This window comes from Simkania negevensis Z, assembly GCF_000237205.1.
GTDB lineage: Bacteria > Chlamydiota > Chlamydiia > Chlamydiales > Simkaniaceae > Simkania > Simkania negevensis.
Window position 1 is genome coordinate 87,505 of record NC_015710.1, and the last position, 16,971, is coordinate 104,475.

A 16,971-nucleotide genomic window follows, 5' to 3' on the forward strand; every position below is an offset into this window, starting at 1 on the left:
GTAGATCTTTTTTTAAACATTTTATTTTTCATTGCTTACTTTTCGATGGATAGGTGAAAAGGAGCTAGTAGTAGGAAGGGTCTCCCCACTTAAATGACCAAGAAGTTCATCTCCCCAAGGCAGTTGAAGAGTAAAATAATCCCCTTTTTGTCTAGTGAGGGATAAATTGCAAACTCCCCCATTTTTTCCAATAACGCCTGGCGTAATCCCTATTCTCATCGGTTTGGTATACACAAACTCACGCTCAATACTTTCTTCAGATGAACGAGATAGGAGTTTCAACTTTTCAAATGACGATACCCCTTCTAAATCAAGCTCATACCTCGCTGGTTCTAAGAGGATAAGTTCACCTATAAGCTTCGATTTGCCATTTCTGACTTCTTTCACTATGGGTTGAGGAATAAAGCTAAACTGCAGAGACTTTGATTCTGTGCCCACCGTTTCTAATGTATAATAAACTTTCTCTCCAGGTAAAAATCCTCGACTACTAATAACGAGGACGGCAACGTTTTCTCCAAGGGTTTCAGCAGCATGGAAAAGGTCTTTTTTAGAAAATTTTTGATGTTGTTCACTTGAAGAAAAAAAAGACCGATTCCATCTCATGAAATATGTTTTTGCATCAGGAAGATTTGTGATACGTATAATCGTTTTGTGAAATCCAGGGTCTTTAGTATTTAACGCTTGATATTTAGATGACAATGAAATGGTCTCTGCTGAAAGTGTTACTAATTCAACCTCCCAATCATTTTGACCCGCTCGCAGAATAGAAGTCAGGATAGTAAAAAATAAAATGAAGAAAGTCTTAGTTGTCATGGTTTTCCTTTGAATTCGTTATATTTGTAAAGAGCTTCGATGAAGGGTTTTTTTTCAGTTTCTTGCATATCTTATTCCCCTAATCCTCCAATGGTATCTATAACTTTTTGTCCCCCTTGTATCACTGCCCCAGCGGTGCTAGAGCTCATTTTAACCGGGTCCAAGCAGCAGTGTTTCTTTGTCCAAATGACATATGTGAAATCTTCCCCTTTATAGGGATACGATTTGAATGCTCCCCACTTTAGGGTTGATTTTCCTAATGGATTACAAGAACCTTTTGTTTGAGCAACCGGATAAGCTAGCTGGGTTTTATATGCTGCTTTTTTGATAAAACGTGAACGCTTGGGACAGCAGTACTCATCTTTTGAAAACGTTTTTAAGACTCCTAATTTGTGAAGTTTGGCTAAAATGCGATGTACCAGTAGAGAAGACGAACGAATGGGGCCCGAATGGTGTCCAATAAAACCTGTGAGGGGGTAAAGGTTACCTTGACAGCCTCCACACCAAAAAAGTTTATCATTCGGTTTGCCAAACGTTGACACAAGACAATCTGGAATACAAGCAAGCTGAGCAGGGGGTGTCCCAAACAGGACTGTTTCTGGAGCCAAAATACTTGTCCACTTGTCGTTCATCCAAAATGGATCTAGTTCAGATAGGTATCCAATATCTAATGGAAAATCTTCAACACAGAGAAAGTCTCCAAAGATTTCAAGAAGAGAAAGCAGTGGGAACTGATAGTAATGAACATGGTAGAAACTTTGATTTTCAGAGGGACTTGATCCAAAAACGCCTCCTCCTTTTTTGAGGTTTTCCCCTATTTGAATTCCCCCTAAACCCACTAACTTATAAGGTGTTCGTGTTACATCGATTAAACGGGTTGGCTCCCAAAAAGCTAGCGGGAGCCCGACAATTCCACCAGCACATGAGCAGGTAAGTTTTTGGTTGTATTTTGTTAGGGGTTTTTCTTTTTTTGTGATGTTTTCTCCCATAATATGAATGGGAAATAGACAACTCCAGCAGACATCGCTGATGGGGTTAATGAATTTTCCAACATCAGGGGCCGACTCATTAGCAGAAATTGTGTTAAAACATAGAGTGAAGAAAAGGCCGATTAGTGAGATTTTTTTCATCATGCTATCAACCTCCTCTACTCAACTGAAAAAGTTTTTCTTTAGCGAGTTGTTTGTTGTCTCCGAAGCGTGAAATTTTTTCTAAGGAATCTCGAATTGGAAGATTTCCTACAACTTTGTCTACCCCTTCATCACTTGTAAGCAAAAGCGTGGGAACTCCATCACTCGAATATTTCTCAAACAGATCAGGATCGATTGAAAAAGGAGCATAAATACCTATATCCCTTAAGTGCTTAATTTTTCTAAAAAACTCAGGAAATGAATTGTTTGGAATACCTCTAAGTACAAAGCTACCCCCAAAAAATTCCAATTCTTTACTGAAGAAGATAAAAGCTTCTTCTGGCATGGAAAAGGAAACAAACAATAAAAGCGAATCATCATGTTCTAAAAGTTCTTGATCCTCACATCCTTGTCGAGAACATTTTTCTTGCAGATACATTGCATCTTCAACAATTTTTGTCGTATCTTGATCTAAAAGCTTACTCTCCCCTTGATTAGAGAAGACAAGGCTTAGTAGAAGCAACGTAACAAATCCAACGAAGCAGCTATTCATTTTCTTTTTTCTGTATTTCAGTCATTTTTTGGTGCACCTTTCTCCAAAAATATTGATCTTCATAGACCTCAGCAACAAAGCGCTTTGTAGATCCAAAATCTTGGGAATATTTCTGAGGGTTTGCCTTTACAGTATCGATGACAGCGTCAATCGAAGATTCTCGTAGCTCATCACCTTCTAGTCTTTTCATATGAAGCTCAAAACTTTTAAGGTCTTTAACAACAGATGCATGAAGTATTGGTACGATCTCTTGGAAACATCCCTGATAAGGAGTTTCGGAATTGTTTTTTATTTCACTGTGTGCAAAAGATGTTATTCCTAAGCAAGTTAAGATCAAAAATTTTATTAAAATATTTTTCATTTTTTCTCCTTTTGAATGGGTATCTCTTCAATCAAGAGCTGTTTTTCTTTTTGAGTGACACGACTAGGAATGTGTTGAATGCCAAACTTTTCACAGAGATGTCCCCCTTGATCAAAATAAATAGGACGCTCTTTTTCCTCTTCAAGTTCAAGGGGACTTCCATTGACTAATATCCATAAAAATTTCCCGCTTTGAAATTCTGCCCATTTCACATGCTTAGGGTTCGATCCATCAAAGAAAAGAAGTCCTTCATCTAATTCAACATGCTCAAGTGGGTTAGTTTTATCTCCCTTACTAGCTATGATTTCTCCGTCAGCCCCTTGGATTGTTTCTGGAAGGATGTATGTAGGATCGTATGTGAAACTTCTTGCAACTCGAGCTTCGGACAACTGCAGAGGCTTAGGGTTTCGTGCTGCCTGAATCAGTTTTGTTTCAATTCTTTCCTCAGAGAGTGGTTTTAGTTTTTTTTGGAGATATTCTTTGAGGTTTTCCTCCAACACAGGAAATACATGACCTTCTGTTCCAAAATCTTTAGCAAGGACAAAAATGGGGCTGAATAAGAGGTAGAAAAATAGTTTATACACCAGTCCCTCCTTTTAATTTTTGTAACATTGCAAGCGATGTTTCAGAAAGAAGCTGCTCAATCTGATCTTTGGGGTGGATCTTGGCCTCATCTAGACATCTAAACTTGTCTTTCAAAGGAATCATCCAATCTATGACGTGTTCAATATCAAATCCTTTTTCGCGCATAACCCTAAAGCGTTCGTAATCGGTAGGGTTGGTAGAGAAAAGCTGCAATGAAAATGGGTCCATTCGAAATCGATAGACTGTTGTATGCTGGCTTGATTCAGACCGAATAGCTACTTCAGAAAAACGTTTTTCTTTTCTCAGACTACTAAGAATTTCTTCTTCATAGGCATCTAAGGGAAGTAGATTATCTTTTTTGATGGTAGAAAGAGCTTCTGTTCCAGACCCCATTGTGATAACCCATTCTGAATTGGTAAATGCTTCACGAGCTTCTTTTGTCGAAAAATCTTTAAGCCCTTGAGTTGCTAGAATCATGGCTGCATTGAACTTACGGTACTCGCGTGTACCTAACTGAATTGCATAGGCCCATTGTGGAGATTTGATGAGGTTGTGACATTCATCGATCACAAACCCCTTCATTTGAGTACGATCTCCTGTATAAATTTCTCTAGAAATCATAAGAAAGTAGGTTTGAAGAATAACAGGCTTAAGATCTCCTAGGGCGTCTAAATTATTAGTCTCAATAATCACCAGATCACTCTGGAACTTGATCTTTTTTTGACCGTAAAGCCATTTTCCATAACACCCATCTGAGCAAAATAGTTTGAGCCTTTCAATAAGGTCTTCTCTTTTTGCATTGTTGATATCTGTAGTGTAGTTAACCTCTTTTTCTATGGCTTCTACCACGTCATCTATTCGCGCTGCGGTTCCTCGAGTTTTCCAAGCAATTTCTACAGCTCGATCTAAAGTGGTCTTTTCTTTTGGATTAATATTTCCATCTGGCTCGTACATCGTGCGAATGATGGCTTTAAGTGTTTCCATCATGTCAGCAAAGGGATTTCCATTGTCTTTTGCTGATTTGTCATTGCTAAGACCTTTTTGATCTAGAAAAGAAAAAGGGTTGAGGTCAAACGAATCTCCAGGTTCAAAAGAAATGTATTGCCCTCCTAAAAGGGAGCAAAGATTGCGAAACGACCCTCCTTTATCAATGACAAAGACTCTTCTTTTGTTAGCGCGAAAGTTAAAGATCATCTCGTTTAAGAAGCAACTTTTTCCAGCTCCCGTTGGACCAATAACAGAGGTGTGACTCTTGGTTGAGTTCGAAAAGGGATCAAAAAAAGTAAGTTGCCCCTTCCGAGAAATGAGTGGAGTTCCTCGACTCGAAAATCCACAAAAGTCAGCAAAAATGGGGCAAAGATTTGCAGAATGTCCTGTCATTGAAGTGCGGGTACAGCGGGATTTTTTGAGGGCATGATTGACTACATATGAGCCCCAACTCATGGGAAGAGATCTTAAAAAATCATCAAAATGGAGAAACGTGGTTTCTTTAAGCTTGAGCCCATTTTTTCTATATAAGGCGACAAGAGCAGAGTAGGAGTCTTGAAACCTTTCTTGAGCTCCCCAAATCCCCACATTAAGGCGTGTTGTAACAAATTTCTCTCCTTCTTCGTATTTTCTTAAGGCGTAGTTATATTCGGCAGACTCTTCAAGCATTTTGGGGTTTTTATTAAGAAAAGACATGCTCCTGAGTTGATTTTTAATGAGGAGTTCTTTTGACATAAGAGAAGACTTAATTTTTGACTGAGATGCATAAGAGATTCCATAATGGACAAAAAAAGGAGTTTGCAGCCGGTAGCTATCATCTACTGGATCACCGATCAATTGGGGGTTGTCAAAAATACTCCAGTTGCTTGGGAGATCTGTCACTTGGAACATTTTGAATAGCATGTTTGCTTGCGAGCGAAAAACACATCCTGTAGGAGAGACTTCAACTCCTCCTCCAGTTTGAATCTGTTGATTGATTAGCATTTTATCGGAATATTTCTGAGCATCACAGTGAATATTTAGATCCATCCCCACTAAATTCGAGACATAGTGGATAAGTAGAGGTGGTGTCATTTCTTGCACTAAACGCTCATTCTGGGTAATTCGCGTCAGGATATTAAAAGTATTCCTCTTATGACTGAGAAGCTTCCGTTGGAACCGCTCACTTATTGTTTCTGAATTTTTAGGGACGCTATAGGAAACTAAAACAGAAAAATTACGAGGAGGAACTTTTAGGACGGGATTATCATTAATCACCTCTGAGCGAAAAAAGTTCTTTCGCCTTTCTATGGTTCGATAGACTATTTTAGGACTTCCCGGGAGGAGATCTCCCCAATGATCAAGAAGCGGCCCAATAAACGGATCAGCAAATAGAAGGAATTGACAAGCCCCTCCTTCATAGTAAAGAGAAGTAATGAGTTGCTCTAATTCTTCTTCTTTTGTTTCTGAGACTCCTGCCAAGGGGGGAATGATAAATGCAAATCCAAATGAATCTTCATTTTCAAAAATCCCGGTTTTTGGATCGTATAAACGATAGGGCAAAAGATCCTGAAGATAAGAATGGGAAAGAAATGCTTTTGATCCTTCAGGGTCACTTTTCGCAACACACTCTAATTCTTCGGAATCAAAAGAAGACATAAAACTAAGGGTGTCTTTGATCTTTTTTAAAAATGTCATAGCTTGAGTTCCTCTGGGATCACAAAAACGTTTTCCACATCATCAAATGGAGCCTCTAAATCTTTTTCTCTTTCTACGCACATGCGAACAGCATTGGAAGCAGAAGTTGCTCGGATGACAGGCGTTGGAGGATCTGATGGAAACGCTTTTGAATAAGGCGAGCAGCCACATATAAAAAGGGCAATAAAAACGATGATGATAAGGATAGCCACAAGTGTTTTGGCAGAGTTGCGGTCTAGCTTTTTGAGTTGCATGGAGATACCTGCGGGTTAATTAAGCTTTTGATAAATGAAACTGTGGGGAATTCTTCTTTAAGCTGTCCGTTGACTTCGATTGTCGGAAGCATTATTGGTGCATCTTCTTGTTTTAGGTAACGCATGGCAGCTTGGGTAGCAGAAGCTTTTTCTATCCAGGAAAGAGATAAGTCCTCCTCTCCGCCACACCCTCTATCTCTAAGTGTTTTCCCCATCCACTTCACTGCTCTTTTAGGACTTTTAGAAGCCATTTGAGCCGCAAGGCTAAAAAACTCCTTTTTTTCTTCAGGTGTTAACTTCTCAAGGCAAATCATAAGCTGGAGGGTCAAAAGATCTGCAGGATCTGGATGGAACACCCAATACACCTTCCCTGTATCAACGAGCTCTTTTTTAATCTGAGGAAAGTCTTGATTGATCAAGCGAAGGCATTTCTCACATCCAAAAGAAAAATATTCAGTGATTTGAACTAAAGCACTTGGATCTCCAAAACTTGTGGTGTACTTAGCATCGAGCTTTTCAAAGCCAAGAAGTTTAGAACTAATAGCTCCAATAACAAGTATTGAGAGATAAAAAACTGTCCTATGACTGATTGGTAGCATTAACTTTCTTCCTCCGCTCATTCTCTAATGCACGTTTGATACGCATTTTTTCTTTGATGTTATTTTCTCCAATTTCACAATCGTGAAGGAAAATCAGATCGACATGACGCATCGAATCTAAAATGAGAAAAGGTGCATTCTTTTCTTTTTCCTTAAGAAGATGCTCTGTCATTTTATCTAATGCAGTCGATCCCCCTTGAATCCCTCCCTGTTTGAGGGTGTCTAAATTGATGATAAAACTGGTATCGGTTTTACCGAGTTTCGGAAGGTCGAGCAAGGGATTGCCAGATTGCATGGCTTTGCCTATTTCTCCAACCCCGCTGGCAAGTCCAGCCCAAAACGTGCTGCTCCAGTTTTTATCGATGAGCGCACAACGTACACCTTCTTGTCCATCTTCACCTGAGACATAGGCTGCAATTTCTGTGGTAATGGTATATCCGTCTGGATAAGTTAAGTTCATCCGATCACCACGTACATAGACCCTCTCTTCAGCTAAATTGGCTGTTGCACTGCACATAATCAGGCTATCCTTGAGAGCTACACGAACACCTGCTGGTAGCCAACCATTGGAAGTAGGCTTTAGAAGAATTTTTCTAGAACCCATTGGTGTGCCAATTCCTGTAGATACGCTGGCCCCAGATACTACGACACAGCGTACAATCGTCCCTGCAGGAATAACCTCTGCAACGTGTTTTCGGTCGGTTACCTGTTCTAGTTCTATGCTTTCCATAGAAACTTCTGTGGAATTCGAAGAGGAAAGTTGTTTGCTAGGAAGAGTCAAGGTGGCAATCTTTGCATCTTGAAGTTCCATTTTTCTCAAGAGAAGGCTTTTTAATTCCTTCAGTTCTTCTGCTGTTTGTCGTTGGGTTTGAAGGACCTCTTGAGTTTTCAGCCTATTTTCCTCTTGCCACAAAGTGAGTGATTCCACTTTTTTCTCGAGCTCTTCTTGAGTGAGTTCTAAATCTCCAATACGAGAAAGATCTGGCTCTAATCCTGTTGAAACAACATCTGACTCTGTAATCTCTTTCTTGAAAGATGGTGTTGAGCGTTTTCCAAAGATCACAGATACTTGGCTGACAATAAAGACCATCGCAATGACCACTATACCTATGAGCAACCACTGTTTTTTGAGTCTTTTAGCTTCAGGACTTTTTTTTGAGTCCATGAGCTTTTTGAGTTTTTTCGCTCCCGAGCTTTCTTCTTTAGTTTCCACCATGTTTTTGCCCTCTAGTTTCTTTATCTCGACAAATAACCATGAGCATTTTTTCGCGTTCTTTTAAGCAGTTTTTCTGACAAAAAACCCATCTTTCCTGGGGAGATTTTAATGTTGCAAGGTCAAGGAGAACGCGGTTATTGGAACGGTTCTCTACAGAAAGGACCAGTAAGGTGTCAAAAGGACCTTCATATAGATAAATAGGTGTCGATTCCAAGGGAGGTGTTAAAGGAAATTGCTCGTTTTTAAGCTCTTTTGGACCGTATCCCTTAGGCTCTTTGTACGAGAGAATGTCGTTTAAGAGCTCAATTGTTTTTGAGTGAAAGTCTGTACTTAATGGCAAAACTTGATTTGTAGAAGTCTTGGTCTGATGGCTTTTTTCACAAAGATAAACGACTTCTCCGGGTCCTTCTTGGGCTGTTACATTAAGGGTTTGAGACTTTCCACTAGATGTACGTAATGTGATCGAGCTGGGAATTACAATTTCAGCAAGAGGTGAGATGAACACTTCTCCTGTTTTTTCATCGATTGCTGCCTGGAAGCGGTTTTGATCAAACCTTACATTGGTGATTTCTCCTCCTTCAAAAGTGATTCTATTGGGAGAGCTAATAGACAAGGCCACTTCTGGGGTCGTTTTGGGGTCAAACTCAACTTCTGTTAAGGCTAAAAGAGGGCTGGCACTTAAAGCAGCGCAAAAATAACTAATAACTCTCTTCATCGTGGTTTTCCTTTTGAATGTGTTTTAAAAATAGACGGCCGTCTTCCACCTTGAAGGACAGGATATAAGAAACTTCTTCTTCTTTGAGAAAAGCGGCTTTTTTGTTTCGAGGGATGTAGACTCTTTGCAGTCCTGTCACAGTATAAGTAAGCTTCTCTGGATCAATAAAGGCCCTTTGCTTGATAAAGTGAAAGGCATGATCATTTTTTTTGATGTTATCAGCTTCTTCACGCAAGACTTTTTTCAAACAGTGGTACCCTTCAGCGTGAACATGTTCTAAAAGCATGTTGTTCTTAAAATCGACATCGAGAGGAGTACGATCGACGAGAAATGTCGTCAAGTAAAGGCCGATTTCTTGTAGGTACTCTTCTGAAACCTGGGATTTCTCAATCCAATAAGGTTTACCTGCTGGAGGAATAATCACTACTCGTTCTTCCTTTTTCCCGATTAAAGAAGAAAGACGGATAAAAGCGCAGGTCATGGCTAAAAGAGCTAAGAGCAACACGTTGCGAATGGTGATTAGTCTTTTAATTTTGTCTGTGAAAAAATGGACATGCATTTGCCTACCTCAAGAAAAATCGTTTGTGAGATGGAACTAACTTGCAGAAGAAGGGCGGCAAGACCCAGTAGAGGAGCCCGTAGAAAAAATGCTTGGGAAACTCTCTTGCTATCTTACGCTTGATGCGGTAAAGCACAATTCCAATTAAAGTGCCAAGAATCAGGTGTCTACAAACAATCCCACTGAAAAATGGTAAAACAAAGCAACTAACATCTAACAAAGGACGTCCTGCAAAAGACGAAGGACTATCTAGAAATCTAAAAACTGGGATTTCTTTTTTTTCCATCAACAATTACCGTCCTGCTTCATCAATGCCAGAAATCAAGTGACCAATAGGCCACACTGATGTTAGTGCCATTGCAAGAATGACGATTAAAATCGCTTTTTTCTTGTTTCTTTTGGCATCCTCCCAGAGAAGATAAATAACGCTTAAGAGCATCCCCACGACCACCATGAGTGTATAAGGCATATTCTCCCCAAACCAAAAGGACCTGTAATAACTAAAAACCATTTCACGAATAGTGCTTGCAGTTATTTTCATATCGGCCCTTTTGTTGATATATTTTTGAGCACTGTCTGCATAAGCGCAATTTGCGACAAAGAAAAGAGCTACCCAAAAAAAGTATTTCAGCTTTTTAAGCTTTTTACTTAGTACGCGTTTCTGATTCATAAGGGGCAAGATTGCTGGCGTTTTTTTCATCACATTTCCTTTTTACTGGGGTTAAGTTAACAGGTGATTTTGTGGGATTTTTCTATTGAGTCCATCAATCACCAATCTGGATCAAAAGATCTGAACTTCGAATGAAGAGATGGTTATACTTTTCTTTAAGCTTTAAAAGAGCGGCTATCCGATGTTGGAGGGTTTCATCTTGTATGAGAAAAATAGTTTTTTCGGTTTCTTGCAGCGTTTGTTTGGCTTTAGGAATGTCTCTATGGACAGTAACAAAAAACTCGACCAGGTCTAGTAGTGCATGAGATCTTTGACTTGGAGATTGAATTTCCCAAATGGAATTTTCGATCTTTTCTACTGCTACTAAAGATTCTTGAGTGCTTTTTTTGTATTGCTCTTTGGCTAAAAGGAGTTCGGCTCGGCATCGATATGATGGAAGAAGAAACCCCCTAAGGTCTTCCTGAGCAGATGTAACTTCCCCTGCCGCTATCTTATTGCGTACCTTCCGAAGTAGCAATCGATCTCGCACGCTACTTGCTCTAGTTTTAATCTGGCTTGTTTCTGAAGCAATTTTCTGCTGGATGGCGCACCCGGATGTCAAAACCAAGGGAACGCAAATTACTGCAATAAGAACAGAGGCTTGTATTATCCCCGATTGAGGAAGTCTACTTCCAACTGTATTTTTTTGCTTCACTAACTGACGAAACCTGCTCAGAAGCATCTTTAAGCGATCTTTAAAGATTTTTCTTACAATCATTTAATCCTCAATGATTTATATTGTTTAAAAAACGGTGATAATTCCACCCAGCAATTTATGGCAACACTAAAATATCTCTTCGCTAAATCAAATTCTCCATTATTTGTCATTTGTATTCATTTACAAACATTTCTTGTTCTAACAAATCTTTTTAATACTCTCTTTTATTCCTTCCTTGAGAGTCTCAAACAAGTCGTTTTGATTGATCCATTCAACCTGGTCAAAAGTAATAGGAACCATAGTTCGAGTTTCAAGAATGGCATCTCCACTAAGGGATCGAGAAATCCTAACTTTCATCCCGAGGTGTAAAATCCCACAGACTTTTCTACGCGTAATGTCCCAATCTAAAAACGAAACTTTAGGAGTGCAAATAGTCAGCACTAGACGCAAATCTTTTCCTAAAAGATAACTCCTCAGGTGTCCTACAGATTCGAATGAGTCCAGAGCTTCTTTAAGTTCTTGAATATCCTTTTGAAACGACATAAATAATCTCCCTATATGGCGTTAATGATTGTTTTGGCTTCCTCTAAAAATGTGGGCTGTAAAGCCTTCAGGACGGTTTCTTCCCAGGCTCCTTTGAGATTTTGGAAGACTCTTAACACAGAACGTTCTGGTAAGTGTTTGTGAACTAAAAACTGAACGTGCAGTTTTTCTTCTTGGGAGGACTCTGGACAAAAACTTGTTTTTTGGGGAAGAAACACGATTTCCCCCCGATTTTTTTGTAAAAGAGACTTCACTCGTTCGATTTGTTTTAAACAGGATTGGCTAGAAAAAAAGACTGAAAAAGGATCTTTTAAAGAAATGAGATAGTTCAAGAACGCTGTTGGGTTTTTAACTCTTAGAGTATAGAGCTGTAATCGTTCATACGAGTGTAGGGCTTGTCCCAAATGGGAAAATCCCTTCCTAAGAAGCTTTAAGAGAGATGAGGGTGAAATATCTAAACCAACTTTCACCATTTTTCCTAAACGCTCATATGTGTTATCGATCGCTGGAGAAAATCCATGTTGAGGGCGCTGAAGATACTCGAGCACTTCATTGACAATTTTTACTCGATATCCGACTCCCCTATCTTTTAAGGTTTTTGAAACCCAACCGTAAGGATTAGAAACTCGATACCCTTTTTTGATCTTTTTAAACAAAAGCTGGATCGTTTTTCGCAGAAGTGGAATGTCTTTTAGCCACCATAATGGAATTTGAGAAAAATGATTCTCTTTTGAGGGGGTCATTAGACGTCGATAGATAACGCGTAGGTTTTGTAATTGGTCTTGGCGGTCACTTTGAGATAATCCTGAATTAGGATATTGAGGATCTTTTCCGAGCACCTCTTTCCCCTTCTGGGTAAGCAAATAGGTATTTTTCCCATCGCATATCTTTTGAAAGATGGGATGAAGGTACTGGTTTCTACAACGTAGGATTAGACCTGCATTAATATCTCGCTTGATATAGTTTTTCGCGCTGCGCGTTGTTGTTTGGCATTTTCTAGCAATGCCTTCATAGGAAATTTTGACGATATCTCTTTTCTCAAATAGCTTTTGAGACCAGAATTTTTGGGTTGCCATGGGAAGAACTCCTTGTTCACAAGGAAATCCACATTGCTCAAACAACAACCTTTTTCTAAGAAAGAGCCCCGCAAAATTGCAGGGCTCCAGCCTTCTTCCCAAGGCATGTAATGAGTGTGCTTTAGATTGCAAAAATCTAAAGTGAATAGAGGATTGAGATTAACTCGCTGTGCGTTGGGGAAGAAGGATACTAGATTTTTTCTTTCAAACCTTTTAGAATGAGGTTTGAAGCTAAGGTTTGTTGCTATTAACATGTGATTCCTTAGTTTCACGCCCTGGGAGGTGACAGCCTCTCAGGGCACTTTCTTTTCTGTACTTTCCATCTTATGCAATTTAAAATTTTTTTCTCTAGCAAAAATTTCAACAAAAAGTCTCACGAAGCCAGTGCTTTAGCAAATATTCATATAACTTATATATAAGGGTGAAAATTATGTGTTTTGGAGCGCGCAAAAAAAATCTGAAAAAATTTATCACCCCCCCCTCATGATCATCAACTAAAGTCATATGACACTGAGGTTCGTCATTCCAAGAAATAGCTTTAAGAAAATCATCGACGTGGCAAAAAATGGAGATGATTGCAATTTGCATCGTTTCCCTCGAGGTTGTTTTTTTTTGGAAAAAAAATTTAAACCAAGAGGGATTTTTTTTGCAAAAATTTAATGATTAACAGCTTAAAGAACTTTAGAAGTATGCTTATCTAGGTAGCAACTTGAGTACATATTGTATTTAAGTACTATCCCAACATAAAATGAAATCGTGCGTGTTGGTACGCCTGATCGTTCGTGCAAAGATTTCATCAACCAACAGAATGGTATAACTTTAAATCAAACTTGTTATCCACAATTGGTTACGAACGCAAAATATATTCGGATAATAGGTTGTCTAACAAGGGTTATATTATGAAGCACATTAAATACTTCAAACAACAAGCAAAAAAACTTTTCAAAGATTACAACACAAAAACTCCCTACATCGATCAGATAGATAGGCAATCCTATTATAACTACACCCCAAAGTATTTCGATATAAACGGCATTTTATTCGATTACGACTGTGACGAGGATAATTTCAGCTTAATGAATGCTCAGCATGTCATTTCTCTAATGGCCGGATTTCGTAAATGGACAGATTTAATAAAAGCTTCTGAAACTGAGTTGGAACTCGCAAAGGAACTCTTTGATAATCAGGATTTAATAGATATAGAAGATTGGAATTCTTATATTATTCGTGTAGAAAGCGACAACAAGATAACTCTTGATCCTAAGGAGAAACTAGACATATTCAAGCTCGTTTTTCTTAATGAAAGATCTTCTTTTGAAAATCCATTTGGGGGTTACCGTATAAAACGTAATTAACCCCAAGTTGCTACCTAGATAAGCACGGGGAACATCCTTTAGAAAATGTGTGAAGTAGAATTGGTTGAGTTATTTGAAAGATCAAATAAATCAGACGTGTGAGCAAGATCTCTACAAATCTTTATTGAGCGTAGAAGATCACACAGAAGAAGAAATGAGAGTTTTTAGCTTTCTCCCAGGAGAGAATTTAACTCCTTTTCGCGCAGGAATTAGAATGGGAGTTTCTGGGGACTTTGGGTTTCGACCAATTTTGGACTTTCTTTCTACTACTTCAAAAATACCAAAGTCTCTGAACTCAAATCGATTTCCCTCTACCAGGTTTTCAGTAACAGTATGCAAAAACTCCACAACGATTCTTTGAACATCTTTAGGGTCCATTCCTCTTCTTCGAGCAATTTCGTGAATGATTTGCCTTTTTGTAATTGTTCTCATTTAATTCCCTGCCTGGTTAATCGTGTGCATAAGATTGTTTTCCCAACGGAAGAGTTTTGAGACACTCTTGCCTTCGCACTTTAAATGGGCTGACGAGAAGCCGCTATCTTCTTGTTCTTTCAATACAAAGGGAAACCTTAGTTGGTCAAGGTCTTCTTGTTTTGAAAATTGCTGGAGTCTGTTTTGCATTTCGTCTTCTGTCATAACGTCATATTGAATTAACTCTCACGAAAAATCAAGTTCGAAGAGATTAATTTTTTGCTAGAACAGTCGTTAGCATTGATTCGCACCAAAAAAATTGACATGAAACTCCCCTTTCGAACAAAATTAAATGAACTTAGCAGGAGAAAATTCGAAGTTTGTCAAATAATTTTAATCCAACAAATTCAAAAGTAAGCGGTATTTTGCATCGTAAGTCTTTTACTCTTCGTTTAGAGGCTGAGCTGTTGGATAAGATCAAAAAGGACGTTGAGTATCAAAAAAGAAATCTCAATTATAGCATGACTGTTCAACAGTGGATTGTTGAAGCCATTCTCAACAAGGTTAACAACAAGAGAAGAAGAGAGGTCATCAAGATGTTCTCGTCAGGTCAAAAAGTGGTCCCCTTTCCGATTAGATTGGATCAAAACCTATTAAACACTATTGAACAGGACATCCTCTCTTTGAGCCCAACAAGACTCTTAAAAAAAGGTGCGAAGTCTCTTTGGATCAGAGATGCAGTTCTTCGAAAACTCGAAGATTAAGGATCTCATAATACCCTCATTACGCAGGAAACCTCTTGTTTTAACAAGGGGAAAGTGGCTGTTCAACCTCGTGATTGAAATCCCTAATGCTGAGCCTTCCCTGAGAAATGGTGTGATGGGGATAGATCTTGGGGAAAATAATCTGTATGCAAGAAACTGAAAAAAAACCCTTAGAGACAAGCGAGATCGTTACCTTGCTCTTCGCCGCCACAATATGGTTAAATATCTAAATATTAAACGTTTAAAACATAATTTTGTTATCAGACGTTCTGAAAAAGTAGGGTTATTCCCCTTTTGATGGAAGGATTTCTCGTATTCGTTCTCCCTCAGAAGAATACAAAATAGCTTTCCAATCATTAATGTTACGGGATTTTGAGCTAAAATTGGCTCCTATTACAAGAGTGTCTTTGTTGCTCATAGAAAAACGCTGTCTGTACTTCTTTCTTTCAGTTTGTGTCAAAGCAATCTCTGCTGTTTTGTCAAGCTTGAGTTCAAAAATGCAAACTGTTTCAGGCGTCTCTGTCATAAGATCGATACGACCAATATTTGTAGAAATTTCCGCCATCGTTTTAATTCCAGACGTTTCCAGAAATGTGAAAAAAACAGCTTGATAAAATCCTTCTTTAGCATGGTGAAATACATGATATGGCATTTTAGCAAAGTGGACGTTCATTTTGCTAAAGAACGCATTCAAATCTAGTTTGTGAAGGTCTTGCTTTATCTCTTTTGCTGCACGAGTCACTTCTAGTGGGTCGACCTCTGTAAACTCTTGAAGGAGAGAATTAAAAAAAGCTTCTTTAACCTCTTTATTAGGAAAATCAAGGTCGTAGGAATTTTCCTCAGGGTTGTATCCATTAATTGTTAGATAACCTGTTTGGAACATCAGAGCAGCTAGATGAATACGGTCCAATTTACTAATATCTGAAAGAGTACTTTTTAACGCAGATGTCCCACTTAGTGGAACAACAGATTGCGGGTGCTTTTTGGCCTCATCTATTAAAAACGAAGGGGTCCCTGTACTGTACCAATAGCTCTCGGCTTTCTTAGCGCTTAGGTAGCGTAGTGTTGAATAAGGGTTATAAACAGAAAGTTCACTCTCAGAAAATCGGTAGCCGTTATACCAAGTGCGTATCTCTTCTACAATATCCTGTTCAGATACTGAATTTCCGTGTTTGTTTCTGTTCTTGGCAATATCTTGGATATAATCCTGAAAGTTTTCTTTTAGCTCCTCTTCAGTATACCCCATCATCCCAGCATATTTTGGGTCCATTGTAATATCTGTTAGGTTGTTGGGGCCTGAGAAGAGTGAAACTTGAGAAAACTTGCTAACGCCTGTGATAAATGTAAATTTCAAATAACGATCAAGGCTTTTCAGTGTTCCAAAGAATGCTTTAAGGAGATCTCGGTTTTTTTCCGCAACTTCAACATTTTTTAGGTGATTGATGATAGCACTATCATATTCGTCCACAAGAACAACGACCTGATTTTTTTCTGAAAGACTGGTGATTAACCTGTTGAGTTTCGATAGATAAGATGACCCCTCAGTAGGTATTTCATGAAGATTCGAAAAGTCATCAATGGCATCTTCCAGACCTTTCTTAAAGTCTTTAGAAGTTTCGCTTAGAATTTTTGCGAAATCAAAATGCAAAACAGGATGTTCTCGCCAATCGTAGTCACTTTCATAAATTTGGAGACCTCGGAAAAGCTCTTTGTTTCCTTTGAATATTTCTTCTAGGGTATTTAAGAAAAGAGATTTTCCAAATCTTCGAGGACGAGACATGAAAAAATAAGGAGCACCCTCGTCAATTAAGCTCTTGATAAAACCTGTCTTATCAACATATAGGTATTCACCTTCTCCAAGGATTTTCTCAATACTTTGAATTCCGATAGGTAGTTTTTTCATTTCTGTGGATTTTCTCCTTTTACGTCTTACTTGTTAGTATAGAGCACGCAGTACCAATTTTTCGAGATTAAAACAAATTTTTACAATCTAATGTTCTTTTGAG

General features: G+C 38.6%; 21 protein-coding genes. 2 read left to right on the forward strand and 19 right to left on the reverse strand.

What is annotated here, in order from left to right; genetic code table 11:
• Positions 1–21: 21 nt before the first annotated feature.
• The 16 genes from SNE_RS00415 to SNE_RS00490 form a co-directional block, all read right to left on the reverse strand.
• Positions 22–813 carry a protein-tyrosine phosphatase family protein gene (locus SNE_RS00415; RefSeq protein ID WP_013935061.1) on the reverse strand — a complete coding sequence of 264 codons (792 nt, stop codon included), beginning with the start codon at positions 811–813 and terminating at the stop codon, positions 22–24.
• A 71-nt stretch (positions 814–884) separates the two neighbouring features.
• A complete protein-coding gene (locus SNE_RS00420) occupies positions 885–1,946 on the reverse strand; it encodes a TraU family protein (RefSeq protein ID WP_013935063.1) in 1,062 nt (353 codons plus the stop codon).
• A gap of 4 nt (positions 1,947–1,950) precedes the next feature.
• The gene (gene trbC / locus SNE_RS00425) at positions 1,951–2,382 is read right to left on the reverse strand and encodes a type-F conjugative transfer system pilin assembly protein TrbC (protein WP_158307181.1); all 432 of its coding nucleotides are present in this window, start codon (positions 2,380–2,382) and stop codon (positions 1,951–1,953) included.
• 106 nt (positions 2,383–2,488) lie between these two features.
• Positions 2,489–2,857 carry a hypothetical protein gene (locus SNE_RS00430; protein ID WP_013935065.1) on the reverse strand — a complete coding sequence of 123 codons (369 nt, stop codon included), beginning with the start codon at positions 2,855–2,857 and terminating at the stop codon, positions 2,489–2,491.
• The gene (locus SNE_RS00435; protein ID WP_013935066.1) at positions 2,854–3,441 is read right to left on the reverse strand and encodes a conjugal transfer pore protein TraW; all 588 of its coding nucleotides are present in this window, start codon (positions 3,439–3,441) and stop codon (positions 2,854–2,856) included. Before SNE_RS00435 ends, SNE_RS00430 begins: the two co-directional genes overlap by 4 nt.
• Positions 3,434–6,106: a TraC family protein gene (locus SNE_RS00440; protein ID WP_013935067.1), complete on the reverse strand. Its 2,673-nt coding sequence runs from the start codon at positions 6,104–6,106 to the stop codon at positions 3,434–3,436. Before SNE_RS00440 ends, SNE_RS00435 begins: the two co-directional genes overlap by 8 nt.
• A complete protein-coding gene (locus tag SNE_RS00445; RefSeq protein WP_013935068.1) occupies positions 6,103–6,360 on the reverse strand; it encodes a hypothetical protein in 258 nt (85 codons plus the stop codon). The genes SNE_RS00440 and SNE_RS00445 overlap by 4 nt, the downstream gene beginning before the upstream one ends.
• A complete protein-coding gene (locus tag SNE_RS00450; RefSeq protein ID WP_013935069.1) occupies positions 6,342–6,959 on the reverse strand; it encodes a thioredoxin domain-containing protein in 618 nt (205 codons plus the stop codon). The genes SNE_RS00445 and SNE_RS00450 overlap by 19 nt, the downstream gene beginning before the upstream one ends.
• Positions 6,940–8,175 (reverse strand): TraB/VirB10 family protein, encoded by a 1,236-nt coding sequence (locus SNE_RS00455; RefSeq protein WP_013935070.1) that lies wholly within the window; start codon positions 8,173–8,175, stop codon positions 6,940–6,942. Before SNE_RS00455 ends, SNE_RS00450 begins: the two co-directional genes overlap by 20 nt.
• Positions 8,162–8,890: a type-F conjugative transfer system secretin TraK gene (locus SNE_RS00460; protein WP_013935071.1), complete on the reverse strand. Its 729-nt coding sequence runs from the start codon at positions 8,888–8,890 to the stop codon at positions 8,162–8,164. The genes SNE_RS00455 and SNE_RS00460 overlap by 14 nt, the downstream gene beginning before the upstream one ends.
• Positions 8,874–9,449 (reverse strand): type IV conjugative transfer system protein TraE, encoded by a 576-nt coding sequence (gene traE, locus SNE_RS00465; protein WP_013935072.1) that lies wholly within the window; start codon positions 9,447–9,449, stop codon positions 8,874–8,876. The genes SNE_RS00460 and traE overlap by 17 nt, the downstream gene beginning before the upstream one ends.
• A 4-nt stretch (positions 9,450–9,453) precedes the next feature.
• Positions 9,454–9,735, reverse strand: a complete 282-nt coding sequence (locus tag SNE_RS13500; RefSeq protein WP_013935073.1) for a type IV conjugative transfer system protein TraL — start codon at positions 9,733–9,735, stop codon at positions 9,454–9,456.
• Between the two features lie 6 nt (positions 9,736–9,741).
• Positions 9,742–10,149 carry a hypothetical protein gene (locus SNE_RS00475; RefSeq protein WP_013935074.1) on the reverse strand — a complete coding sequence of 136 codons (408 nt, stop codon included), beginning with the start codon at positions 10,147–10,149 and terminating at the stop codon, positions 9,742–9,744.
• 64 nt (positions 10,150–10,213) lie between these two features.
• The gene (locus SNE_RS00480) at positions 10,214–10,876 is read right to left on the reverse strand and encodes a hypothetical protein (protein ID WP_013935075.1); all 663 of its coding nucleotides are present in this window, start codon (positions 10,874–10,876) and stop codon (positions 10,214–10,216) included.
• Between the two features lie 138 nt (positions 10,877–11,014).
• A complete protein-coding gene (locus tag SNE_RS00485; RefSeq protein ID WP_013935076.1) occupies positions 11,015–11,359 on the reverse strand; it encodes a hypothetical protein in 345 nt (114 codons plus the stop codon).
• An 11-nt stretch (positions 11,360–11,370) separates the two neighbouring features.
• Positions 11,371–12,435 (reverse strand): hypothetical protein, encoded by a 1,065-nt coding sequence (locus SNE_RS00490; RefSeq protein WP_148258898.1) that lies wholly within the window; start codon positions 12,433–12,435, stop codon positions 11,371–11,373.
• A gap of 899 nt (positions 12,436–13,334) precedes the next feature.
• On the opposite strand from SNE_RS00490, the gene SNE_RS00495 reads away from it, so the two are divergent.
• The gene (locus SNE_RS00495; protein WP_013935079.1) at positions 13,335–13,790 is read left to right on the forward strand and encodes a hypothetical protein; all 456 of its coding nucleotides are present in this window, start codon (positions 13,335–13,337) and stop codon (positions 13,788–13,790) included.
• Between the two features lie 138 nt (positions 13,791–13,928).
• Here SNE_RS00495 and SNE_RS00500 read toward each other — a convergent pair whose 3' ends face one another.
• Complete coding sequence (locus SNE_RS00500) at positions 13,929–14,222, reverse strand: HU family DNA-binding protein (protein WP_013935080.1); 294 nt, start codon at positions 14,220–14,222, stop codon at positions 13,929–13,931.
• A complete protein-coding gene (locus tag SNE_RS00505) occupies positions 14,223–14,411 on the reverse strand; it encodes a hypothetical protein (protein WP_148258899.1) in 189 nt (62 codons plus the stop codon).
• A gap of 257 nt (positions 14,412–14,668) precedes the next feature.
• Between SNE_RS00505 and SNE_RS00510 the strand changes: the two genes are divergently transcribed.
• Positions 14,669–14,965, forward strand: coding sequence for a hypothetical protein (locus SNE_RS00510; protein WP_148258900.1), 297 nt, complete (start codon positions 14,669–14,671; stop codon positions 14,963–14,965).
• 283 nt (positions 14,966–15,248) lie between these two features.
• On the opposite strand, the gene SNE_RS00515 is transcribed toward SNE_RS00510, so the two are convergent.
• Complete coding sequence (locus SNE_RS00515) at positions 15,249–16,868, reverse strand: ATP-binding protein (RefSeq protein WP_013935084.1); 1,620 nt, start codon at positions 16,866–16,868, stop codon at positions 15,249–15,251.
• Between the last annotated feature and the right edge of the window lie 103 nt (positions 16,869–16,971).